Below are 23,031 nucleotides of genomic sequence, written 5' to 3'. Positions count from 1 at the left end.
TATTATGGTGGAATAACTTGTTATCTTAATGGTTTTTAATGATAAATAGAATAGCTTAATTCACTTGAAAGAAAAGGAAATCCAAAAAAATCAATTGTTTCACAGGGGGGCCTCCTTTTGGCATATTCGAAAAATCAATTCTATTTAAGACGCTTACATTCATTATTAGGCGTGATACCAATAGGTGGATTCTTATTAATTCATTTACTTGTTAATCATCAAGCGACTAAAGGTGCTGATGCATTTAACAAGGCAGCCGGATTTATGGAATCTTTACCTTTTTTAATTGTATTGGAATTTGTAGTCATTTATATTCCGATTTTCTATCACGCAGTTTATGGTGTACATATTGCCTTCACGGCAAAAGAAAACGTAGGACATTATTCTAAGTTTAGAAACTGGATGTTCTTATTACAACGTATCACTGGTATTTTAACGTTTGTATTTGTTGCTATTCATTTATGGCAAACACGTATCCAACGTGCATTAGGCCATGAAGTAAATTACGACATGGTACACGATATTGTATCAAATCCATTATGGTTGATTTTTTATATTGTATGTATGTTATCAGTAACATTCCACTTTGCGAATGGTTTATGGTCATTCTTAGTAACATGGGGTGTACTACAATCTAAAAGATCACAACAAATTTTCACTTGGGTTTCACTTATCGTATTTTTAGTAGTATCATACATCGGTTTAAGTGCTATTCTTGCATTTTTATAATTTAGAAAAGTCTTTGATATATATTTAGGGGAGTGACAATTTATGGCAGAGAAGAAAGTTATTGTTGTCGGAGGCGGACTTGCTGGTCTTATGTCAACAATTAAAGCAGCTGAACAAGGTGCACATGTAGATTTATTCTCGCTTGTTCCTGTTAAACGTTCACACTCTGTGTGCGCACAAGGTGGCATCAACGGAGCGGTCAATACTAAAGGTGAAGGAGATTCTCCAACAGTTCACTTTGATGATACTGTATATGGCGGAGATTTCTTAGCGAATCAACCACCTGTTAAAGCGATGACAGAAGCAGCACCACAGATTATTCATTTACTTGATCGCATGGGTGTCATGTTCAATAGAACAAATGAAGGGTTATTAGATTTTAGACGTTTTGGTGGTACATTACATCATAGAACAGCATATGCTGGCGCTACAACAGGACAACAATTACTTTATGCTTTAGATGAACAAGTTCGTAGTTTTGAAGTAGACGGCCTCGTAACAAAATATGAGGGATGGGAATTCCTAGGAATCATTAAAGATGATGACAATATGGCAAGAGGTATCGTTGCGCAAAATATGACAACAGCAAAAATTGAATCCTTTGGTTCAGATGCAGTTATTATGGCAACGGGTGGTCCAGGTATCATATTTGGTAAGACAACTAACTCAATGATTAATACTGGATCAGCAGCCTCAATCGTTTATCAACAAGGTGCTAAGTACGCGAATGGTGAGTTTATTCAAATTCATCCAACGGCTATACCTGGTGATGATAAATTAAGATTAATGAGTGAGTCTGCACGTGGTGAAGGTGGCCGTATATGGACTTATAAAGATGGGAAACCATGGTACTTCTTAGAAGAAAAGTATCCAGACTATGGTAACTTGGTGCCTCGTGATATCGCGACCCGTGAAATCTTCGACGTATGTGTTAACCAAAAATTAGGTATCAATGGTGAGAACATGGTTTATCTAGATTTATCACATAAAGATCCACATGAGTTAGATGTTAAATTAGGCGGTATTATTGAAATTTATGAAAAATTCACTGGCGATGACCCTCGCAAAGTCCCAATGAAGATATTCCCAGCAGTACATTACTCAATGGGTGGTTTGTATGTTGATTTTGATCAAATGACAAATATCAAAGGTTTATTTGCAGCAGGCGAATGTGATTACTCACAACATGGTGGTAACCGTTTAGGCGCTAATTCTTTATTATCAGCTATTTATGGTGGTACTGTCGCAGGTCCAAATGCTATTGACTATATCTCAAATATTGAGAAGTCATATACCGAATTAGATGAAAGTCTTTTTGAGAAGCATGTTCAGGATGCACAAGAGCAATTTGATTATTTACTGAACATGAAAGGTACTGAAAATGCTTATAAACTTCATCGAGAACTTGGTGAAATTATGACGGCGAATGTTACTGTGGTTCGTGAGAATAAGAGTTTATTAGAAACAGACAAAAAAATTGTTGAATTGATGGAACGTTATCAAAATATTGATATTGAAGATACTCAAACTTGGAGTAACCAAGCTGTATTCTTCACACGTCAATTATGGAATATGCTAGTATTAGCCCGCGTTATTACAATCGGTGCATACAACCGAAACGAGTCTCGTGGTGCACATTACAAACCAGAGTTTCCTGAAAGAAATGATGAAGAATGGTTGAAAACTACTTTAGCATCTTATCAAGGAAAAACTGAAGCACCTAAATTTACATACGAACCCGTCGATGTAAGTTTAATTCCACCTCGTAAACGCGACTATTCTACGAAGTCTAAAGGAGGTAAATAATCATGGCAGAAACTAAAAAAGTAAATGATACTCCGACACAAGATGTTCAAGGTGAGCAACAACAAAACAAAAAGAAATCAATTAAACTAATAATTAAGCGTCAAGATGATGATAAGTCAAAACCTTATGAAGAAGAATTTGAAATTCCTTATAGAGAAAATTTGAATATTATCGCATGTTTAATGGAAATTAGACGTAATCCAGTTAATAGTAAAGGTGAAAAAACAACGCCTGTTATTTGGGATATGAACTGTTTAGAAGAAGTATGTGGCGCATGTTCAATGGTTATCAACGGTAAAGCAAGACAATCATGTTCTGCAATCGTTGATCAATTAGAACAACCTATTAAACTTGAACCGATGAATACATTCCCAGTGATTCGTGACTTACAAGTAGATCGTACAAGAATGTTCGACAACTTAAAACGAATGAAAGCTTGGGTCCCAATTGATGGTACTTATGATTTAGGTCCAGGGCCACGTATGCCAGAGAAAAAACGCCAAACTGCGTATGAATTATCGAAATGTATGACTTGTGGTGTTTGTTTAGAAGTTTGTCCAAATGTTACAAGTAATAATGATTTCGTTGGAGCACAAGCGATTTCTCAAGTAAGATTATTTAATTTACATCCAACAGGCTCAATGACTAAAGACGAACGCCTAGATGCATTAATGGGCGGTGGCGGATTACAAGAGTGTGGAAATTCTCAAAACTGTGTCAATGCATGTCCTAAAGGGATTCCTTTGACAACATCTATTGCAGCATTAAATAGAGAAACATCTTTCCATATGTTCAAATCATTCTTTGGTTCAGATCACCAAGTTAATTAATGGACGATCATTTTAAATTAGGGCTTAACATTTGTGGTGAACAGATGTTAAGCCCATTTTTTGTACATAATATAATAAGGATTACAATATGATTAAAGCCAGTAGATATTATATATATAATAAAAACCTTTATTTCAATCGTGATAAATGATTTTGAAATCACTACTGTGCTAAAATAAATTACAAGTAAATAAGTAAGGATGAATTTGACTATGGACAAACCAATTGGTGTAATCGACTCAGGAGTAGGCGGATTAACGGTTGCTAAAGAAATTATGCGTCAACTTCCAAATGAAACAATTTATTATTTAGGGGATATTAAACGATGTCCTTATGGTCCAAGAGATGGATCTGAAGTAAGGCAATTTACAACAGAGTTGGCTGAACAACTCATGACATTTGATATTAAAATGTTAGTGATTGCTTGTAATACAGCTACAGCTGTTGCGTTGAATCATTTACAAAATTTGCTAGCGATTCCCGTTATCGGCGTAATAGAACCTGGAGCTAGAACTGCAATTATGACGACTAAAAATAAAAATGTTTTAATTTTAGGTACAGAAGGTACAATAAAATCTGAAGCATATAGACATCATATTAAAAATATAAATCCTAATGTTGAAGTCTCAGGTGTTGCCTGTCCAGGATTCGTCCCTTTAGTTGAACAAATGCGCTATAAAGATCCAACTATTACCAGTATTATTATGCATCAAACGCTTAAACAGTGGAGAAATAGTGATGCGGATACAGTTATTTTAGGATGTACCCACTATCCATTGCTATATCAATATATTAATGATTATTTTGGTGGAGAAAAGGTTGTCATTTCGTCTGGTTTAGAAACAGCACGGGAAGTGAGTGCGTTATTAACATTCAGTAATGAACATGCTGGTTATAAAAGAAAACCAGCCCATAAGTTTTTTGCTACAGGCGATACGGAACATATCGAAAGTATTATTGAAGAATGGCTTCACATGAAAGTGAAAGTAGAACAAATAGAAATCTAAGTAAGGAGATATAATGATGGAAGATATTGTAATTGCGACGAATAACAAAGGCAAAATTAATGATTTCAAAGTTATTTTTCCAGAATATAATGTGATAGGTATTAGTGAAATTATTGAAGGTTTTGATGTAGAAGAAACAGGAGAGACATTTGAAGATAATGCTAAACTAAAATCTGAAGCTGCAGCCAAAGCATTAAATAAACGTGTGATTGCTGATGACAGTGGTTTAGAAGTATTTGCTTTAAATGGAGAGCCAGGTGTCTACTCTGCACGCTATGCGGGTATAGACAAAGATGATGAAGCAAATATAGATAGAGTACTTAAAAACTTAGGTGACACTGCAAATCGCAATGCACAATTTGTATGTGTCATAAGTATGAGTGCTCCAGGAGAAGAAACTGTCCAATTTAAAGGTACTGTCCAAGGTGAAATAACTTTAAGTAAGATAGGGGACAATGGATTTGGTTACGATCCGATATTCTATATAGCTGAAAAAAATAAAACAATGGCTCAACTAACTGTAGAAGAAAAAAGTGAACTTAGTCATAGGGGTAAAGCGATAGAACAGTTACGCCATTATTTAAAGGATGAGCAATAATGACAAAATGGATTATAGTGAGTGACAACCATACTGAACAAGGTGTTCTATTTAACATTATTAATCAACACGAAGATTTAGACGTAGCAATTCATTTAGGAGATTCTGAATTCGCTTATGACGATAGTGAGTTGAGTCATTTCTATAGAGTAAAAGGAAATACAGATTTCTATCCAGAATTTCCAATTGAAGAAACTGTTAAAATCAATAATATTAAGGCATATTATACGCATGGCCACTTATATAATGTAAATCGCACAAGAATGAGACTTGCTGAGCAAGCTAAAGCTTTAGAATGTAGCTTTGCTTTTTACGGGCATACTCATGTAGCAAAACACGAGATTATTGGCGGTATACATGTCATTAATCCAGGTAGTATTTCACAATCCCGGAGTGATATTGAAGAAACATATGCAGAATTATTAATTGATGAAGCGCAGCAAAGTGCAATATTAAACTTCCGAAATCGTAATCATGAAGTGATAGAAAGTGAAACGTTCACGATTTAACACATTCAAAGCATATTCAAGACACTGTGAATATGCTTTTTTTAGCGCATTTATGACATTTCCAGACAATATTCAAAAAAGATTTTGAACATAATACTATAAATAAGATAAAAAGACTATTATAGTGAAAAATCATATTTATTTTTAACGTATTGAGTATTGCTTTATAGTACTAAGTTAGATATAATTATATTTGTCTTGAAAAACGTTAAGTCCTGGTAGCTCAGCTGGATAGAGCAATGGCCTTCTAAGCCATCGGTCGGGGGTTCGAATCCCTCCCAGGACACTATACCCGTTGATACATCAACGATTCGAGAGAGCAAGTGTCAAATAAGTGTTAAGAGAATGATTCTCTGACACGTTGACCTTGCTCTTTTTTTTGTTCATCAAGTAAATGTTTATAAATATCCAATTTAATGGCTATACTTTTGTCTCCCAATCTTTTATTAATAAGATAACTAGTGTGTACCTTAATGCATAAGGCGTGATCTCATCTTTTATATCAAATTCTTTTTCGTTTTAATATCCCAAAGTAGGGTATTTCTAGTAAATATTATAGGCAATAAAAGATATCGAAGCGTATATAAAAAGAAGAGAAAACTTTATAGTATAGATAAAGAAAAATAAAAACTTTAAATTTAGCTAAAAGTATTGAACAATTAAGTTGTTTGTAATATTATTGTTTTGTGAAGTACTTAAGGTACTTCATTTTTAAGCCGCCCTCTCCCTTGGAGGGTGGTATTTTTTGTTTTAAAAATATAATTAAGGGTAATTAAATAGAGCACTAATTATAGTTGCTTTATTGTTACTAAATTAGCTCTAATATATTTAGGTAGACGTGTGGGGATTCGTCTACCTTTTTAATGTTATATTTAAATTATATGCACTATAAGGGCAGGCACAGTTAAGTGTTTGTCCTATTTGATTTAGACTTGCAAACGTACGTTTTGCTACAATCTCAGAATAGCATGTGAGATCAGAACAATAAAAAAACGCAATTAAGTAACAATAAATGGAGTGAGTTATATTCAAGAAAAGAATTCATAGAGTAGGATAGATGGTGGATAATTTCAGTTAGTGATTATTCAAGGCGCTGTCAATGTGGTATTTTACTATTGTTAATTACTAGTTGAGCTAGGAGAAATAATTTGTTATATTTTAATTGTGCACTGTTATGTGGTGTACATCTCGTTATTTATACTTTTTTATTTTACAACTTTCTTAAAGAGCGAGCCTTCTCACGCTTGCTCTATTTTTTTGTTTAATGTTCTATTTGAATGATATGTACAATCATATTTTTAAGGAGAAAATTTATGTATATTAATTATTGGAAAAACGCATTCGATTATAAAGGAACTTCAAGCCTAATAAATTTAATTTGGTGTATTGTGATAAATATAGCAGTGTTAGTTTTAATTATGGTTTCTGGATTATTTGTTCCTATTACTTGGGAAAATACAGTAGTCGATATTTATTATTTAGTTTTATTAATAATGATTATACCCACAGTTTCTATGGCTGTAAGAGTAGTGCGCAGTTTTATTAAAAAATAATTTTCTTGTATTGTGTGAACAAAAGTAATACGAGTTTTCGTATTAAAGGGGAAGCGTTGCTATCAATTGGTTTTTTCAATGCTATTAAAATAATTTATTCTATTTTTGATGATTATTCATTCAAATATTCAGTTTCTATAGGACGATTCTTTTTCTAGCTTGGTGAATAGTTATACAATAGTTTTTAAGTGCACGATTGGCTAAAATTTCATATTCTAAGTTGTCTACATATCTAATTCGGTTCTGCAATTCTTTTTTTACTATCATAGCCTTTATATAGTGTTTTCAATATTAAACATATAGAATCCACCTAAATGATTAGGTGGATTGTTTTTTATGGATTAAATGAAGGGAAGAGTCCTTAATTTAATCAATTAACAATGATTTATACAACCAAAACAGTTATAACGAATGAAGCTAAATTTTGTCACAATGTTGTTTATAATTTTTGAAAAATAGAGTTGTTATAATAAATTGTATTTGATATTATTATTTAAAAATATTTGTGGAATCCTACATTCTTGGTTTTAGAAGAGGATTCATAATATTAAAATTTATAAAAATAGATAGAGAGGGAATACAAATGCGTATAAAAGAAAAAATATCATTTGTGCAAATTATTTATGCGACTATCGTTGCTGGATTACTATCAGGCATTGTCAAATTTGGTTGGGAAGTGATGTTACCACCAAGAACACCAGAGCGGAATATGACCAATCCACCTCAAGAATTATTACAAAAATTAGGCTTTAGTCCTGAATTGACTCACTTGACGTATCAATTTTCAGATCAGTCCATGCCATGGATTAGTTTTATTGTTCACTTTGGCTTTTCAATTGCATTTGCTTTTATTTATATTATATTGGTTGAATATTTTTCTAAGCTTTCGATGGGGTATGGTTCTATATTTGGTATTGCTGTGTGGATAGTCTTCCATTTAGTTGTGATGCCAATCATGCATGTGGTACCAAGTGCATTTCAACAACCTATGCAGGAACATATTTCGGAACTATTTGGGCATATCCTATGGATGATGGTCATAGAATTCGTTCGCAGATACTTTGTTTATAAAAGTAAAATTTAATATGACTTTCACTTAAACATAACCGACCCGTTAATTAATAAATGGGTCTGTTATGTTATTTATAATTTAATGACTAGATTTAAATATATTAAGGACAACGATACCTATTATAATTTAAGATTTTATGAACTTTAGTTATTTATATTTTGCGTTTAACCGTTACTTTGTTTAATATTTAAGTTTATAGGGTATCAATCTGATACTACTAAATTAAGGGAGGTTATCTTTTGATAACTAAAATTAAGAACTTGCTTAATAAATATGTTGAAAATGGAAAGCTTGAAAAAGGTTTGCATAAAGTAAATGACAAAATTAGTCAAAAAAAAGGAAAAGATTATTCTAAATATATTGATAAAATTATGAGTAAATTAAAGAAAAAATAATTCATAAAATGATTTTTATTGATAGTAAAGTATTACACTCGTTTCAATTTCAACTGTAACATAATAGTTTCTTGTTTTTATTATATTTAATAGGGAATACGATAATTACTAACAATTGTTAGTTTTTAGAATTAATTTGCGGCCACCCATACATGTCACTGGGTGGTTTATTTTTGTGTTAAAAAGTACCCATACTATAGGTAATAATTATTTAATATCGAAGTCTGTATATTTTTTATTAATAAAGTTTTCAACAGCTTCATTTAAGTTAATATTATTTTTTTCTGAGATTACAGCTAACCACCAAACAACTTCACCGAGTTTATACTCCAAATTATAATTATCTTGTAATTTGTCTGGCCATATCTTTGCTTGATCCATTAGTAACCTATTAATTAAACCTACATCAGTAGATAGTGCTAAGCCATCTTCCAATACTGTCCATTTTCTACCATGATACTTTTCTTCTAAATTGTGATAAGCGTTTCTAATTTTCATACTTTTAGTAGATACTTGATTTAAATCCACAATATAACCTCCGACAATAAAATTTAAAGTAATTAACTAAATATAACTTACTATTATAAAAATTGAAAATATGACTGTTTAAAATAGTAAAATTTAATAAAATGCACCCTATGTACAATAAGTAATTTTTTATTACATATGTTATATTTAATTTTAACAAGAAATGATTTCAATCTATTATTTAGTTCTTATAGTCAACAACTTAACGTTGGGCAATTTCAATTTATTTTAAAAATATTACGAACGATTTCAAGGAAATTAGGTATTATGATAAAACTCAAAATTTTTATTTTCATTTATATATCAAAAAACATGATTTTATACTATTTAATATAATATAATGTATTACATATTGATGAAAAAGGGGAATTGCGAATTGGAAAAACTTCTATCTATTATAGTACCTGTGTATAATAAAGAATTATTTTTGGATGCATGTATTGAATCGATAAATAAATTGGAAATAAATAAAGCGAAAATTGAAGCTATATTTGTCGATGATTGTTCTAGAGATAATTCGTTGGAAATTATTGAGGCATATGTGAATAAATATGATTTTATTAAAATGATTAAATTGGAAGAGAATACGGGAAGTCCTTCAGAGCCCAGAAATATGGGTATTAGAGAAGCTAAAGGGCAATATATTACTTTTTTAGATGCTGATGATTGGTTAGACCCAATTGGATTACCGACGTTATTAGATCAAGCGATTGAAAACAATTCAGATGTAGCATTTGGGCAGAGTATCAAGCATACAGATAATACGATTAGTAAGTTAGGGAGATTTACATCGTATAAAGTGACGAATAATCTGATTCCATATGAAATCAACAAAATTTTTAGAGCTGTAGGACCTCCAGGTAAAATGATAAAAAGAGATATTATTGTAAATAATAATATTGAATTTAAACAATTGAAATTTGGTGAAGATAAATTATTCTTTATCAATGCTATTGCTAAATGTAAAAGTGCTTCGATGAATTCAACACCTATTTATCATGTAAATAGATATACTGAAAATCAATCGCTTGTTGGTGAAACAAGTATTATTGAGAAAACAAATTACAATTTAATTGTATTGAAAGAAGTTCTGAAATTAGATTTGCCAGAACGAGCTGAATTTCAAGCTATTAGTAGAATTGTTGAGGTGGATTTCATATCTCGTTTATTCAATGGTCATAGGTTCTTGAAAAATAATAATAAAGAAGATTTTTATCGTTTATTTGATGATATGGTAGATACATTGAAGCAGCACAATAAGAATGTCGAAGATTACATTGTAGAAGATAAATACAAGAATCTTTATCAATTATTAATCAATAAAGATTATGAAAAACTTTTTGAATATATTTCCATGCTACTTAAAGGTGGTAAAGGGGATAGGTATGTTAAGGATAATCAAGTGTATTTTGCTATGCCAGACAGTTTAAAAGAGTGTATACCAATGAAGGAAGATATATTTGCTGTTTATGAAGGTACACAAGTTATTAATGATCAATTAACAGAAGTTATTAGAGTATATAAAGATGATAATGTAAAAATAGATAAAGTAAGACTAACTGAAATATACAACGAACCTAATGAAATAGAAGTAGATTTTTATGAACATACAAACTATATATATATAAATACAGATGAATTAAATAAATGTGATTATAATTTTAATATTAATTTAATTCATGATGAGTATAAACCGTATAAAGTGAATATGAATTTACCGAATGGTAATAATCATTTGAATTTAAAGAGACAAAATTTTAAAGCTGAATTTATAATGAAAGAACAGAAAACAGAAAAAAAAGTAGAGATAAAACAATATTTTATGTATAATCCTGTAACGGTTTCAGTTCGCAAAAAAATATATCTCTATAAAGATGTTGAATTTACTGAACGTATTGAGCAAAACGTTGAAATTGGAGAGATATTAGAGATTAGTGAGATTAGATTCACGAAGAAAGGTACGCCAAGACTTATAACAATAGAAGGATATGTGATTACAGCGAATAGAGAATTTGTTACACGTGTGAATAAAAGTAAGTCAAATCAATATATATTTCAGAAGCCACATAGCGTTATTGCTATAAAAAATTGTAAAGTTTATGAAGATAGAAATTTTAAGAGTGATTCAGTCAATGAACTTAAAGCAAAACAAAAAGTGGATATTCAAAAAATAGTACTTTCTTCGAAAGGTACACCAAGACTTAAAACAATCAATGGCACGTATATCACTGCCAATCGAAACATTGTTAAAGAAGTATAAAATATTAGGTTTAGATGGCGAATTATGTTACGCAAAAAGCATGATAAAAATAATTTGCTGTTTTTTTAACATTAGATAGAATTATATATAACAAGCATAACTTCCTTTGTGATAATTTATAAAATATATAAACGAAATATAAAAAATATGTTTCGAAATATATTTAAAAAGGTATGAGTATATTAGCTATAAGAAAATAATAAGTATTATTGATTAATTTGCGGAAATACGCTACTTAAATTTAAGTAGCGTATTTTTTAATTTATAAATAAAAATTAGGATGGTTTATAAAAATAAAACTAATTTTACATTGAAAACAGGATCATAATTCGAAATGTTACATTGTACATTATTAAATTGTCATAAATACAGTTAAGAATTCAAAACTGTTTCGGACAATATATAAAGTGACGAAAATTGCCCAATTATAGCTAATTAAGAAAAATCCCACAATTATATCAAGTATTATTCTATAGTAAAAGTAACAAAACGATAACTTACAAAATAGCTAAATAAAGTTATCGTCTTCAACATAATTTCAGTCATAATAATTTAACTTTTAAAAGGAGTGTTTATAATGGAAGGATTATTTGAAGCAATTAAAAACACAGTTCAAGCAGGAATTGCGGGAGATAGCGCTAAGTTAGGCACAAGCATAGTAGATATTGTATCAAATGGCGTAAGCATAGCAGCAAAATTATTTGGATTCTAGGTACTACAGCATAAAAAACGAAATATAAGAAAAGGAGATAATAACTATGGAAGGTTTATTTGAAGCAATTAAAAACACAGTTGAAGCAGGAATTACTGGAGACAGCGCTAAGTTAGGCACAAGCATTGTAGATATCGTATCAAGCGGCGTAGGTATATTGTCAAAATTATTCGGATTCTAAATATGAATACTGATGATGGCTAGGGTGTTAACCTTAGCCATTTTTTTATGTATAAAAAAAGTGTATACTCAAAACAATATACGATTTAAGTACAAATAACATGTAACGATTTATTATTAAAGCTTTAAAGGAGAATATATAATATGAAAACTAGAAATATACTCGTGGATTTTGATGATACACTTGTTGATTTTCATGATGCTGAAGCATATGCTTTTTTTAAAATGACACAAAAATATAATTTGAACAGTAATCATAGTGATTTAGAATTATTCATGAAAGTTAACCAATCACATTGGGAAGCGTTTCAACAAGAGAAAATAACAAAGGATGAAGTGTTGAGTAAAAGGTTTGAAGCTTATTTTGCGCTACATCAAATTGAAGTAGATGGCAGTGAAGCAGATTACATATTCAGAGATGAATTAGCGAATGCACCAATTAAATATTTTGATCATACACTTGAAACGTTAAAACGGTTAAAAGATAATCATAATTTGTATATTGTTACTAATGGTGTGTTAGAGACACAAGAGAGACGTATCGAGAAAACACCTTTTGGAGGTTGGTTTAAAGATGTTTTTGTTTCGGAGCAAACTGGATATCAAAAGCCGATGCCTGAGTTTTTTGATTATGTATTTGATAAGATAGGGGAAGACAAAAGAAAGCATGCTATAATTGTTGGAGATTCTATTACTTCCGATATTTTAGGTGGGAAAAATGCCCAAATTAATACATGTTGGTTTAACCCACGTAATAATAGTAATGAAACAGACATTAGTCCTGATTATACGATTAATTCATTAAAAGAATTAGAATTATACATATAAAAAGGATTGAACTAGACAATTATCTAGTTCAATCCTTTTTATTTATTCTGGTGACCATATGAGCACATCATGACCATCTTTGTTTGTTTCGCCTAAATCTTTAAACCCTTGTTTAATAAAGAAATCTTTTGATTGATTACGGGCAATTACTTTAATAGGTAAGCCTTGTACTTTAGCATGATTTAATAACGCTGTACCATAACCACGATCTTGGAAGTCACGTAATACTTCTAATTTCCATATGATATTATAATCATCGTATTCAGGGAAATGTACTTCTTCTACTTCTCCTTTACGGTACAATGCCATACGTGCACCTAATCTATCGCCGACATATACGCCGTAAAAAGGTGAATCTGAGCTAGCATCAATCATTTCTCCGCGCAATTCATCGACTAAATATAAGTCTTCATTTCCAAAGTTCCTGAAATCTTCAAACAGTTCATCCGTTTTATAATTTATATCAAGATGTTTTACATTACTCATAAACCGTTCCCCCTTTGTTTTCTTAATTGTTATTATACCTTATTTATAATGATATTTCACAAAAATAACGGTTGTAAACACATTAGTTAAAAATTACTTTAAATAAAACTATTGTTTAACGTAATTGACTTTAATTAGGGAAAAATAGGATGATGTAACAATTTATAGAATCTTATATAAGTGCATAGCATAAAAAAATTTAATATTATAAGCCGTTAAATTGTCAACAAAGTACATAAACTTTATACTGATTAGGAATAGAGTAACATAAGGAGAATTATGAATGGATTGTATGACTAAGAAACTTAATGAGCAAGATCAATTTATTTCTAAAATTAAACAAAGCGATTCAATGTTAGCTCAGTTTTATCACATGGATGCGATGGATTCTAAAAGCTATCAGCAAAGATTATTGAACGAAAGTAACGGAAGAGAAACAGAGTTAGCTCATGTGATAGAACAGTATATGAGTGACTTAGAGTTAACTGATGAACAAAATAATCATATTAAATTATTAAGTGAAGGCGCAAAAGTAGTTGTAGGAGGACAACAAGCAGGATTATTTGGGGGGCCTTTATACACTTTTCATAAAATTTTTTCTATCATTACATTAAGTCAAAGTCTATCTAAAGATTATGACACTGATGTAGTACCTGTCTTTTGGATTGCTGGAGAGGACCATGATTTTGATGAAGTGAATCATACCTATGTATATAATAACCATGATGCTAATTTACATAAAATCAAATATCATACAATGGTTCCTCCAGAAACAAGTGTATCTCGTTATCAACCAGATAAAACACAATTAAAAGAAACATTAGCTCAATTTTTCGAACAAATGAATGAAACCCCACATTCTAAACCGTTGCTAGATATCTGCCGTAATATTATAGATCGTTATGATAGTTGGACGGATATGTTTAAAGCGTTATTGCATGAAGTTTTTAAGGCTTATGGGCTTTTAATGATAGATGCTAACGACCCTTCATTACGTAAATTAGAGCAACCATTTATAAAGCAAATCATTGAACAACATCAAAAAGTTGATGATGCTTTTCGAACAACGCAAGCACAAACTGTTCAATCTGGTTTAGATCAAATGATACAAACGGATACAAATGTACATTTGTTTTTACATGAAGATAATATGAGACAATTACTTTCTTTTAAAGAGGGTTACTTCCATTTAAATAAATCCAATAAGGCAATATCAAAAGAAGCTTTATTGGATATTCTCGAATCAGAACCTGAAAGGTTTTCTAATAATGTTGTTACGAGGCCTGTAATGGAAGAGTGGTTATTTAATACAGTTGCATTTGTTGGAGGTCCTAGTGAAATAAAATATTGGACTGAACTGAGTGAAGTGTTTAATGTTTTAGGCGTTTCTATGCCTGTAGTTTTACCGAGATTACGTATAAGTTATATTAATGAAAGAACCGAAAAATTATTATCGCAATATCAGTTAGATATCACACAAATTATCGCAAATGGTATTCAAGATGATAAAAGGAAATTTGTTAGAGCACAAGCTTCGCAAGATTTTATTGATAAAATTGATACTATAAAAGAGAAACAGGAACAATTATATCAAGATTTGAAAATAGAAGTACAAGGTAACAATGATAATGAAGTATTGGTAGAAAAGAATAACGCAATTCATCAAAAACAGTATGACTATCTTATAAATAGATATTTGTTGAATATTGAAAGAGAAAATGAAATTAGTATGAAACATTTTAAGGAATTGAGTGAAGCGCTTCATCCTATGGCAGGATTACAAGAAAGAATATGGAATCCATTACAAATAATGAATGATTTTGGGATTGATGTGTTTAGTCCCTCCACCTATCCACCACTTCCTTATACTTTTGATCATATTGTCTTAAAACCTTAGAGGCTGTAAGGGAAGCCCTGATTCATCTATAAGATGAATCAGGGCTTTTTTTATGTGAAATGATAAATTTGGGCGAAAATTATATAATTAGTGGAGGATAGTGGTGAGATGTGGTAAATTATATATATGAGAAGGTGAGGTGATTATAAATGTTCATGGGGGAATACGAACACCAGTTGGATACGAAGGGACGTATGATTGTTCCTTCTAAGTTTCGTTATGACTTAAATGAACGTTTTGTAATCACCCGAGGCCTTGATAAATGTTTGTTTGGCTATACTTTGGAAGAATGGCAAGTTATTGAAGAGAAAATGAAGACATTACCAATGACTAAAAAAGACGCACGGAAATTTATGCGTATGTTTTTCTCGGGAGCTATTGAAGTAGAGTTAGATAAACAAGGGCGTATTAACATTCCGCAAAATTTGCGACAATATGCTAATTTAAGCAAAGAGTGCACAGTAATCGGCGTCTCAAATCGAATTGAAATTTGGGATAGAGAAACTTGGAACAGCTTCTATGAAGAATCTGAAGATAGCTTTGAAGATATTGCTGAAGACTTAATTGATTTTGACTTTTAAATGGAGGCGTTAAATTGTTTCATCATGTCAGCGTAATGCTTAAGGAAACCATTGATTATTTGAATATTAAAGCAGATGGCGTATATGTCGACTGTACATTAGGTGGAGCTGGACATGCCCTCTATTTACTAGAACAACTCGATGACAATGGTCGCCTGATAGCAATAGATCAAGATACAACTGCAATTGAAAATGCAAAAGAAGTATTAAAAGAACATCTACATAAAGTCACCTTTGTCCATAGCAACTTTAGAAAATTAACTGAAATTTTAGATGATTTGAATATTGAAAAAGTTGATGGGATATATTATGACTTAGGCGTTTCAAGTCCACAATTGGATGTGCCTGAGAGAGGTTTTAGTTATCACCATGATGCAAAGTTAGATATGCGAATGGATCAGACACAATCATTATCAGCTTATGAAGTGGTAAATGATTGGAAATTTGAAAATTTAGTAAGAATCTTCCATAGATACGGTGAAGAGAAGTTTTCAAAACAAGTCGCTAGGCGTATCGAACAGAATAGAGAGCAAAAGCCAATCGAAACTACACTAGAGCTTGTAGATATTATAAAAGAAGGTATACCAGCCAAAGCGAGACGTAAAGGTGGTCACCCAGCCAAAAGAATTTTCCAAGCAATTAGAATTGCAGTAAATGATGAGTTATCAGCTTTTGAAGATTCATTAGAACAAGCAATTGCTGCAGTAAAAGTAGACGGTAGAATTTCAGTGATAACATTCCATTCATTAGAAGATCGTTTATGCAAACAAATGTTTCAAGAATATGAAAAGGGGCCAGATGTCCCAAGAGGATTGCCAGTCATACCTGAAGCATACACGCCTAAATTGAAACGTGTTAATCGTAAACCTATAACTGCCGATGATGACGATTTAGAAACAAATAACCGAGCACGTAGTGCTAAGTTACGTGTTGCAGAAATATTAAAATAAGGAGTGAATGTTGAGTGGTAGCAGAGAAGATATATCAACCTTATAATGATGTCGAACAACCGATTCCTGAGTCGAAACCATCGACCCAGACCAAAACCGTAAAACGTAAGGTTGTCGTACAACTTACTAAATTCGAAAAAATGTTATACATAGGTCTTATAACAATAATTGCTTTGATTAGTATTTATATGCTATCTTTGAAAATGGATGCGTATGATACTCGAGGAAAAATTGCAGATTTAGATACTAAAATCGAAAAACAATCAAGTGAAAACAGCGCAATAGAATCTGAAATTAAAAAGAACTCATCATATGAACGCATTTACAATAAGGCTAAAGACCAAGGAATGAGCCTTAAGAACGACAATGTAAAGGTAGTGCGTAATAATGACGAAGCGAAGAATTAAATTTAAAAAACCAAACTTACCAATTAAACAAAATAAAATAGGGGCAGTCCTACTGATTCTCGGATTCGGACTGCTCTTTTTTACGTTGGTTTTAAGATTTTCATATATTATGTTGACTGGACATTCTTCGGGTCAAGATTTAATCATGAAAGCGAACGAAAAGTATCTAGTTAACAGCCAAGAACAACCTGAACGAGGAAAAATATATGATCGAAATGGTAAAGTTCTTGCAGAAGATGTGGAACGTTATAAACTGGTTGCTATCGTAGATAAAAAAGCAAGCGCAGGTAGTGATAAACCCAAGCATGTTGTCGATAAGAAGAAAACTGCTAAAAAGTTAGCTACTGTAGTAGATATGTCTGCAAAAGAGATTGAAACAAAATTAAAAAATAAAAAAGCGTTCCAAGTTGAATTTGGACAAAAAGGTACAGATATAACCTATCAACAAAAAGAAAAGATAGAAAAAATGAACCTTCCAGGAATCACACTTTATCCTGAAACTGAGCGTTTTTATCCAAATGGTAATTTTGCATCTCATTTAATAGGAATCGCACAAAAAGATCCTGAAAGTGGAGATTTAAAAGGCGCAATGGGTGTCGAAAAGATATTTGATAGCTATTTAACTGGACGCAAAGGAACGTTATCATATATTCATGATATTTGGGGTTATATTGCACCAAATACTAAAAAAGAAAAAACACCTCAGCGTGGCGATGATGTACACCTAACTATAGATTCCAATATACAAGTATTTGTGGAGGAAGCGTTAGATAGTATGGTTGACCGGTATAAACCAAAAGATTTATTTGCAGTGGTAATGGATGCACATACTGGCGAAATTCTTGCCTCAAGTCAAAGACCTACATTTAATCCTGAAACAGGTAAAGGTTTTGGTGAAAAATGGGCAAACGACTTGTATCAAAATACGTATGAACCCGGTTCAACATTTAAATCGTTTGGACTAGCTGCAGCCATTCAAGAAGGTAAATTCCAACCAGATAAAAAATATACAGCAAGACCAAGAGATGTGATGGGATCGAAAATTTCTGACTGGAACAAAGTAGGTTGGGGAGATATCCCAATGACATTAGGGTTCACGTATTCATCTAATACATTAATGATGCACTTACAAGATTTAGTTGGCACAGATAAAATGAAATCATGGTATGAAAAATTTGGTTTCGGTAAGTCAACTCATGGCATGTTTGACGGTGAAGCTACAGGTGGTATTGCCTGGGATAACGAAGCGCAACAAAAAACTTCTTCTTTCGGTCAATCTACAACAGTTACACCGGTACAAATGCTAAAAGCGCAATCATCATTCTTCAATGATGGTAATATGTTGAAACCGTGGTATGTTGACAATATCACTAACCCCGTTAGTAAAGATACTTACTATAAAGGTAAGAAAGAATATGATGGGAAACCAATCACTAAAGACACTGCTAAGAAAGTAAGAGCTGAATTAGATAAAGTGGTGAATAGTGAAGACAGTCATGCGACAAACTATAGAGTGGATGGTTATGATATAGCTGGTAAGACTGGTACTGCTCAGGTGGCAGACCCAGATAACGGAGGTTATGTAGAAGGAGAAAATCCTTATTTCGTAAGTTTTATTGGTGATGCACCTAAAGATGATCCTGAAGTGATTGTGTATGCAGGTATGAGCTTAGCCCAACAAAACGATCAAGAAGCATATGAAATGGGTGTAAGTAAAGCCTTTAAACCAATTATGGAAAACACACTGAAGTATCTGAATGTTGGAGATAAAAACTCTAAAGATACAGCAGATGTTAAATATAGTAAAGTGCCTAATGTTGAAGGCTTAGAAACTCAAAAAGCAGAAGATAAAATCAATGGTAAGTCACTAGAACCTATTGTTATCGGCGATGGAGAGAAAGTCACGAAACAGGCTATAACTGCAGACAGAGAACTCTTGCCGAATAGTAAAGTGTTACTGCTTACTGATGGTGACATCACGATGCCTGATATGACTGGATGGACGAAAGAAGAAGTGATTGCATTTGAAAACTTAACAAATACTAAGGTAACTACAAAAGGTAGTGGTTTTGTTTCTAATCAATCGGTAACTAAAGGACAGCAAGTCAGTAAAAATGACAAGATTGAAGTGACCTTATCTTCAGAAGAAGTCGATGGGGAGTCTAGTTCTAGTAGTACGAAAAGTACAAGTAAATCAAAAGATAAATAATTGAACCTAATAAAACAATATTTTATGGTTTAATATCGAAGTCATATAAGTACGTTTATTTTAAGCATTTGGGGTCTTAAAAAGTAGTAGATAAGAAATCAATAATCAAATAATTAGAAGTTGGTTTCTCAATTTACTACTTACCCTATACATATTGTAATAACTTAGCATTACGACTTAATCCAATTTAAATATATGAAGGAGCATAATATGGTTTATTTACTCGCAATCATTGCACTGTTAATCACGTTTATATTAGTCCCAGTATTAATTCCGACTTTAAAGAAAATGAAATTTGGTCAAAGTATTAGAGAAGAAGGTCCTCAAAGCCACATGAAAAAAACAGGCACGCCAACTATGGGCGGGCTTACATTTTTAATAAGTATTATTGTTACATCGATTTTAGCTATTATTTTTACAGATAGCTCAAATCCAATTATTTTATTACTATTTGTAACACTTGGTTTTGGTTTAATCGGTTTTATAGACGATTACATTATTGTAGTTAAAAAAAATAACCAGGGCTTAACAAGTAAGCAAAAGTTTCTTGCACAAATTGGAATTGCGGTTATTTTCTTCATTTTAAGCCAAGTATTTAATTTAACTGATTTTTCTACAGGTATCCATATTCCGTTTATAGGTATCGAGGTTCCACTTTCTATTGCATATGTGATATTCATTGTTTTTTGGCAAGTAGGCTTTTCAAATGCTGTGAATTTAACAGACGGTTTAGATGGATTGGCAACAGGGTTATCTATTATAGGATTTGTGATGTATGCCATCATGGCCTACTTTCAAGGTGCAACTTCTATCGGACTATTCTGTGTCATCATGATTTTTGCTTTGCTTGGGTTCTTACCATTCAATTTAAATCCGGCAAAAGTGTTTATGGGGGATACAGGAAGTTTGGCATTAGGTGGTATATTCGCTACAATCTCCATCATGCTTAACCAAGAATTGTCACTTATTTTTATAGGTTTCGTATTTGTTGCTGAAACGTTATCAGTAATGATTCAAGTAACATCTTTCAAATTAACAGGAAAAAGAATATTTAAGATGTCTCCGCTACATCATCATTTCGAGTTAGTTGGTTGGAATGAGAAGAAGGTAGTTACAGTATTTTGGACAGTTGGCTTGATTTCAGGACTTATTGGTCTATGGATTGGAGTGAATTAAATTGCTAACTTATACAGGTTTAAAAGATAGAAATGTATTAGTCATTGGATTAGCGAAAAGTGGTTATGAAGCAGCTAAGTTGTTACATAAACTAGGTGCAAGTGTGATAGTGAATGATGGTAAAGATATATCTCAAGACTCACATGCTAAAGACTTAGAAAATATGGGTATAACAGTTATTGGTGGTGAACACCCATTATCTTTATTGGATAATGATCCGATTATTGTCAAAAACCCAGGTATTCCTTATACAGTACCATTAATTGAAAAAGCAATAGAAAAAGATTTGAAAATTTTAACAGAAGTTGAGTTAAGCTATCTCATTTCAGAAGCACCAATTATTGGTGTTACAGGCACTAACGGAAAAACGACTGTAACGTCATTAATCGGAGATATGTTCCAAAAGAGTAGAGTTACTGGCAAAGTTTCAGGTAACATCGGTTATGTGGCATCGAAAGTAGCGCAAGAAGTATCAAAAGATGATTATCTTATAACTGAATTATCATCTTTTCAACTTTTAGGGATAGATCAATACAAGCCTCATATAGCAATTATTACTAATATCTATTCAGCGCATCTCGACTATCATGAGACGTTAGATAATTATCAAAATGCTAAAAAAAGAGTTTATGAAAATCAAACTGAAGACGATTATTTAATTTGTAACTATCATCAAAGACAATTAATTGAATCTGAGTCTTTAAAAGCAAAAACATATTATTTCTCTACTGAACAAGAAGTAGATGGTATTTATGTTAAAGATGGCTATATCGTTTTTAAAGGATTTAGAATAATCCATAAAAATGAACTAGTTTTACCTGGAGATCATAACTTAGAAAACATTTTGGCGGCAGTATTGGCAGCATTACTTGCTGGTGTATCAGTAAGGGCGATTATTGAAAGTTTGACGACATTCTCAGGTATTGAACATAGGCTACAATATATTGGCACGAATAAAACCAATAAATATTATAACGATTCAAAAGCTACGAACACATTAGCGACACAATTTGCTTTGAATTCATTTGAACAACCTATTATATGGTTATGTGGTGGTTTAGATCGTGGTAATGATTTCGATGAACTTATTCCTTATATGGCCAATGTAAGAGTGATGGTTACTTTTGGGGAAACGCAAAGTAAATTTGTGAAGTTAGGCGAAAGCCAAGGTAAATACGTGATTCAAGCAAACGATGTGGAAGATGCAGTTGATAAGATACAAGGTATTATTGAAGCAAATGACGTAGTCTTATTGTCACCAGCATGTGCAAGTTGGGATCAATATAATACATTTGAAGAGCGTGGAGATAAATTTATTAATAGTTTCAAAGCGCACTTACCGTCTTTTTAAAGGATGTGAAAAATAATGGCTGATAAAGTAAGTGAATTTGACTCTGAATATTTAAAACAAAAACGAGAACTGCGAAAGAAAAGGCAGAAGCAAATTCAATATTCAGTATTTGGGGTACTGTTATTTATCATTGTTCTAATTCTTATATATATGTTCACACCTTTAAGCAAGATAAGTAGTGTGGAAATTAAAGGAAATCATAACGTTTCGAAAAGTGAGATTAATAAAACAATAGATGTTAAAGATGATGCTAGAATGTATACGTATAGTACTTCAAAAGCTGAAGAACAATTGAGAAAAAATACTTTAGTAAAAGATGTGAAGATTACTAAACACTTTCCCAACAAAATGATAGTAGATGTGATTGAAGACCAAATTGTCGCGTTGATAAAGAAAGATGATAAATATATACCTATTACAGAAGATGGTACAGAGCTAGATAATTATGATGGAAATTCGGTTGATGACGGTCCAATTTTAGAAGGTTTCAAAAAGGACAATAAAGAGCAAATTATTCATCAACTTGCTGAAATACCATCTAAGGTGAGAAGTACAATTGCTGAAGTACAATATGATCCTCAAGCCAATGCGCAAAATCAAATCAAACTTTTTACTACCGATGACTTACAAATTGTGGGGAACTTGAATACAATTGGCAACAAAATGAAGTATTATCCACAAATGTCACAGTCGCTTGAACGTGACGAATCAGGTAACTTGAAGAAAGCGGGTTATATTGATTTATCGGTAGGAGCATCCTTTATCCCATATAGTGGTGATAGTGATACCAAGGCCGCTAGTGACAAAAACGTAGAAAAAGGATCGACACAAGAAGACAAAGCAAAAAACGAATTACAAAGTGCATTAAATAAGATAAATAAGAAGTCAGACAAAAATAATTAAAAAATTTCGACAAATACATGTGTTTATAGTTCACAACCGCTAAATCGTATTGTAAACTGTTAAT

The 23,031-nt window shown here is 31.8% G+C and carries 23 protein-coding genes, 1 tRNA gene and 1 pseudogene; 22 read left to right on the top strand and 3 right to left on the bottom strand.

Annotated elements, in window-relative coordinates:
• The first annotated feature begins 117 nt into the window (after positions 1–117).
• From PYW31_RS08700 to PYW31_RS08670, 7 genes are all read left to right on the top strand, one after another.
• Complete coding sequence (locus tag PYW31_RS08700) at positions 118–729, top strand: succinate dehydrogenase cytochrome b558 subunit (RefSeq protein ID WP_046836148.1); 612 nt, start codon at positions 118–120, stop codon at positions 727–729.
• Between the two features lie 42 nt (positions 730–771).
• Entirely contained in the window at positions 772–2,535 is a 1,764-nt protein-coding gene (gene sdhA, locus PYW31_RS08695) for a succinate dehydrogenase flavoprotein subunit (RefSeq protein WP_046836149.1), read from the top strand.
• Between the two features lie 2 nt (positions 2,536–2,537).
• Positions 2,538–3,365, top strand: coding sequence for a succinate dehydrogenase iron-sulfur subunit (sdhB, locus tag PYW31_RS08690; protein WP_046836150.1), 828 nt, complete (start codon positions 2,538–2,540; stop codon positions 3,363–3,365).
• Positions 3,366–3,577: 212 nt separating this feature from the next.
• A complete protein-coding gene (gene racE / locus PYW31_RS08685; RefSeq protein WP_046836151.1) occupies positions 3,578–4,372 on the top strand; it encodes a glutamate racemase in 795 nt (264 codons plus the stop codon).
• A gap of 16 nt (positions 4,373–4,388) precedes the next feature.
• Positions 4,389–4,970, top strand: coding sequence for an XTP/dITP diphosphatase (locus tag PYW31_RS08680; RefSeq protein ID WP_046836152.1), 582 nt, complete (start codon positions 4,389–4,391; stop codon positions 4,968–4,970).
• On the top strand, positions 4,970–5,479 hold the full coding sequence (locus PYW31_RS08675) for a YfcE family phosphodiesterase (protein WP_046836153.1): 510 nt from the start codon (positions 4,970–4,972) through the stop codon (positions 5,477–5,479). The genes PYW31_RS08680 and PYW31_RS08675 overlap by 1 nt, the downstream gene beginning before the upstream one ends.
• A 212-nt stretch (positions 5,480–5,691) precedes the next feature.
• Positions 5,692–5,765 (top strand) — tRNA-Arg (locus PYW31_RS08670).
• Between the two features lie 51 nt (positions 5,766–5,816).
• On the opposite strand, the pseudogene PYW31_RS08665 reads toward PYW31_RS08670, so the two are convergent.
• Positions 5,817–5,945 (bottom strand): annotated as a pseudogene (locus PYW31_RS08665) (site-specific integrase); the annotation flags it as partial.
• Positions 5,946–6,792: 847 nt separating this feature from the next.
• On the opposite strand from PYW31_RS08665, the gene PYW31_RS08660 reads away from it, so the two are divergent.
• The 3 genes from PYW31_RS08660 to PYW31_RS08650 all read left to right on the top strand — a co-directional run bounded on the left by PYW31_RS08660 (position 6,793) and on the right by PYW31_RS08650 (position 8,499).
• Positions 6,793–7,032: a hypothetical protein gene (locus tag PYW31_RS08660; RefSeq protein ID WP_046836154.1), complete on the top strand. Its 240-nt coding sequence runs from the start codon at positions 6,793–6,795 to the stop codon at positions 7,030–7,032.
• 583 nt (positions 7,033–7,615) lie between these two features.
• Complete coding sequence (locus tag PYW31_RS08655) at positions 7,616–8,116, top strand: YagU family protein (protein WP_046836155.1); 501 nt, start codon at positions 7,616–7,618, stop codon at positions 8,114–8,116.
• A gap of 227 nt (positions 8,117–8,343) precedes the next feature.
• Positions 8,344–8,499 (top strand): hypothetical protein, encoded by a 156-nt coding sequence (locus PYW31_RS08650; RefSeq protein WP_167693330.1) that lies wholly within the window; start codon positions 8,344–8,346, stop codon positions 8,497–8,499.
• Between the two features lie 207 nt (positions 8,500–8,706).
• Here PYW31_RS08650 and PYW31_RS08645 read toward each other — a convergent pair whose 3' ends face one another.
• Positions 8,707–9,027, bottom strand: coding sequence for a nucleoside triphosphate pyrophosphohydrolase family protein (locus PYW31_RS08645; protein ID WP_053042465.1), 321 nt, complete (start codon positions 9,025–9,027; stop codon positions 8,707–8,709).
• A gap of 376 nt (positions 9,028–9,403) precedes the next feature.
• Between PYW31_RS08645 and PYW31_RS08640 the strand changes: the two genes are divergently transcribed.
• The 4 genes from PYW31_RS08640 to PYW31_RS08625 all read left to right on the top strand — a co-directional run bounded on the left by PYW31_RS08640 (position 9,404) and on the right by PYW31_RS08625 (position 13,007).
• Positions 9,404–11,287, top strand: coding sequence for a glycosyltransferase family 2 protein (locus PYW31_RS08640; RefSeq protein WP_046836157.1), 1,884 nt, complete (start codon positions 9,404–9,406; stop codon positions 11,285–11,287).
• Positions 11,288–11,864: 577 nt separating this feature from the next.
• Positions 11,865–11,999 (top strand): beta-class phenol-soluble modulin, encoded by a 135-nt coding sequence (locus tag PYW31_RS08635; protein ID WP_046836158.1) that lies wholly within the window; start codon positions 11,865–11,867, stop codon positions 11,997–11,999.
• Between the two features lie 46 nt (positions 12,000–12,045).
• A complete protein-coding gene (locus PYW31_RS08630) occupies positions 12,046–12,180 on the top strand; it encodes a beta-class phenol-soluble modulin (RefSeq protein WP_046836159.1) in 135 nt (44 codons plus the stop codon).
• 143 nt (positions 12,181–12,323) lie between these two features.
• Positions 12,324–13,007 (top strand): YjjG family noncanonical pyrimidine nucleotidase, encoded by a 684-nt coding sequence (locus tag PYW31_RS08625; RefSeq protein ID WP_046836160.1) that lies wholly within the window; start codon positions 12,324–12,326, stop codon positions 13,005–13,007.
• Positions 13,008–13,049: 42 nt separating this feature from the next.
• Here the strand turns inward: PYW31_RS08625 and PYW31_RS08620 are convergent, their stop codons facing one another.
• Positions 13,050–13,493, bottom strand: coding sequence for an N-acetyltransferase (locus PYW31_RS08620; protein WP_046836161.1), 444 nt, complete (start codon positions 13,491–13,493; stop codon positions 13,050–13,052).
• 283 nt (positions 13,494–13,776) lie between these two features.
• Here PYW31_RS08620 and bshC point away from each other — a divergent pair, with 283 nt between their 5' ends.
• From bshC to PYW31_RS08580, 8 genes are all read left to right on the top strand, one after another.
• Complete coding sequence (bshC, locus tag PYW31_RS08615) at positions 13,777–15,390, top strand: bacillithiol biosynthesis cysteine-adding enzyme BshC (RefSeq protein WP_046836162.1); 1,614 nt, start codon at positions 13,777–13,779, stop codon at positions 15,388–15,390.
• 149 nt (positions 15,391–15,539) lie between these two features.
• The gene (mraZ, locus tag PYW31_RS08610) at positions 15,540–15,971 is read left to right on the top strand and encodes a division/cell wall cluster transcriptional repressor MraZ (RefSeq protein ID WP_046836163.1); all 432 of its coding nucleotides are present in this window, start codon (positions 15,540–15,542) and stop codon (positions 15,969–15,971) included.
• Positions 15,972–15,985: 14 nt separating this feature from the next.
• On the top strand, positions 15,986–16,921 hold the full coding sequence (rsmH, locus tag PYW31_RS08605) for a 16S rRNA (cytosine(1402)-N(4))-methyltransferase RsmH (RefSeq protein WP_046836164.1): 936 nt from the start codon (positions 15,986–15,988) through the stop codon (positions 16,919–16,921).
• A 14-nt stretch (positions 16,922–16,935) separates the two neighbouring features.
• Entirely contained in the window at positions 16,936–17,328 is a 393-nt protein-coding gene (ftsL, locus tag PYW31_RS08600; RefSeq protein ID WP_046836165.1) for a cell division protein FtsL, read from the top strand.
• Complete coding sequence (locus PYW31_RS08595; RefSeq protein ID WP_046836166.1) at positions 17,309–19,537, top strand: penicillin-binding protein; 2,229 nt, start codon at positions 17,309–17,311, stop codon at positions 19,535–19,537. Before ftsL ends, PYW31_RS08595 begins: the two co-directional genes overlap by 20 nt.
• 210 nt (positions 19,538–19,747) lie before the next feature.
• The gene (gene mraY / locus PYW31_RS08590) at positions 19,748–20,713 is read left to right on the top strand and encodes a phospho-N-acetylmuramoyl-pentapeptide-transferase (protein WP_046836167.1); all 966 of its coding nucleotides are present in this window, start codon (positions 19,748–19,750) and stop codon (positions 20,711–20,713) included.
• A 1-nt stretch (position 20,714) separates the two neighbouring features.
• Positions 20,715–22,064 carry a UDP-N-acetylmuramoyl-L-alanine--D-glutamate ligase gene (murD, locus tag PYW31_RS08585; RefSeq protein ID WP_046836168.1) on the top strand — a complete coding sequence of 450 codons (1,350 nt, stop codon included), beginning with the start codon at positions 20,715–20,717 and terminating at the stop codon, positions 22,062–22,064.
• A 15-nt stretch (positions 22,065–22,079) separates the two neighbouring features.
• Positions 22,080–22,967 carry a cell division protein FtsQ/DivIB gene (locus tag PYW31_RS08580; protein WP_053042466.1) on the top strand — a complete coding sequence of 296 codons (888 nt, stop codon included), beginning with the start codon at positions 22,080–22,082 and terminating at the stop codon, positions 22,965–22,967.
• The last annotated feature ends 64 nt before the right edge of the window (positions 22,968–23,031 follow it).

It is taken from the genome of Staphylococcus succinus (assembly GCF_029024945.1).
GTDB classification, from domain to species: Bacteria; Bacillota; Bacilli; order Staphylococcales; family Staphylococcaceae; genus Staphylococcus; species Staphylococcus succinus.
Note: the sequence above shows the minus strand (reverse complement) of the source record. Positions and strands in the feature narration are given on the sequence as shown.

Bases quoted from the DNA above. Each gene is read 5' to 3' on its own strand.
- racE (WP_046836151.1), top strand. From the start codon at position 3,578: ATGGACAAACCAATTGGTGTAATCGACTCAGGAGTAGGCGGATTAACG.
- PYW31_RS08655 (WP_046836155.1), top strand. From the start codon at position 7,616: ATGCGTATAAAAGAAAAAATATCATTTGTGCAAATTATTTATGCGACT.
- PYW31_RS08595 (WP_046836166.1), top strand. From the start codon at position 17,309: ATGACGAAGCGAAGAATTAAATTTAAAAAACCAAACTTACCAATTAAA.
- PYW31_RS08660 (WP_046836154.1), top strand. From the start codon at position 6,793: ATGTATATTAATTATTGGAAAAACGCATTCGATTATAAAGGAACTTCA.
- sdhA (WP_046836149.1), top strand. From the start codon at position 772: ATGGCAGAGAAGAAAGTTATTGTTGTCGGAGGCGGACTTGCTGGTCTT.
- sdhB (WP_046836150.1), top strand. From the start codon at position 2,538: ATGGCAGAAACTAAAAAAGTAAATGATACTCCGACACAAGATGTTCAA.
- PYW31_RS08620 (WP_046836161.1), bottom strand. From the start codon at position 13,493: ATGAGTAATGTAAAACATCTTGATATAAATTATAAAACGGATGAACTG.
- PYW31_RS08680 (WP_046836152.1), top strand. From the start codon at position 4,389: ATGGAAGATATTGTAATTGCGACGAATAACAAAGGCAAAATTAATGAT.
- mraY (WP_046836167.1), top strand. From the start codon at position 19,748: ATGGTTTATTTACTCGCAATCATTGCACTGTTAATCACGTTTATATTA.
- PYW31_RS08625 (WP_046836160.1), top strand. From the start codon at position 12,324: ATGAAAACTAGAAATATACTCGTGGATTTTGATGATACACTTGTTGAT.
- PYW31_RS08580 (WP_053042466.1), top strand. From the start codon at position 22,080: ATGGCTGATAAAGTAAGTGAATTTGACTCTGAATATTTAAAACAAAAA.
- bshC (WP_046836162.1), top strand. From the start codon at position 13,777: ATGGATTGTATGACTAAGAAACTTAATGAGCAAGATCAATTTATTTCT.
- mraZ (WP_046836163.1), top strand. From the start codon at position 15,540: ATGTTCATGGGGGAATACGAACACCAGTTGGATACGAAGGGACGTATG.
- PYW31_RS08635 (WP_046836158.1), top strand. From the start codon at position 11,865: ATGGAAGGATTATTTGAAGCAATTAAAAACACAGTTCAAGCAGGAATT.
- PYW31_RS08630 (WP_046836159.1), top strand. From the start codon at position 12,046: ATGGAAGGTTTATTTGAAGCAATTAAAAACACAGTTGAAGCAGGAATT.
- PYW31_RS08675 (WP_046836153.1), top strand. From the start codon at position 4,970: ATGACAAAATGGATTATAGTGAGTGACAACCATACTGAACAAGGTGTT.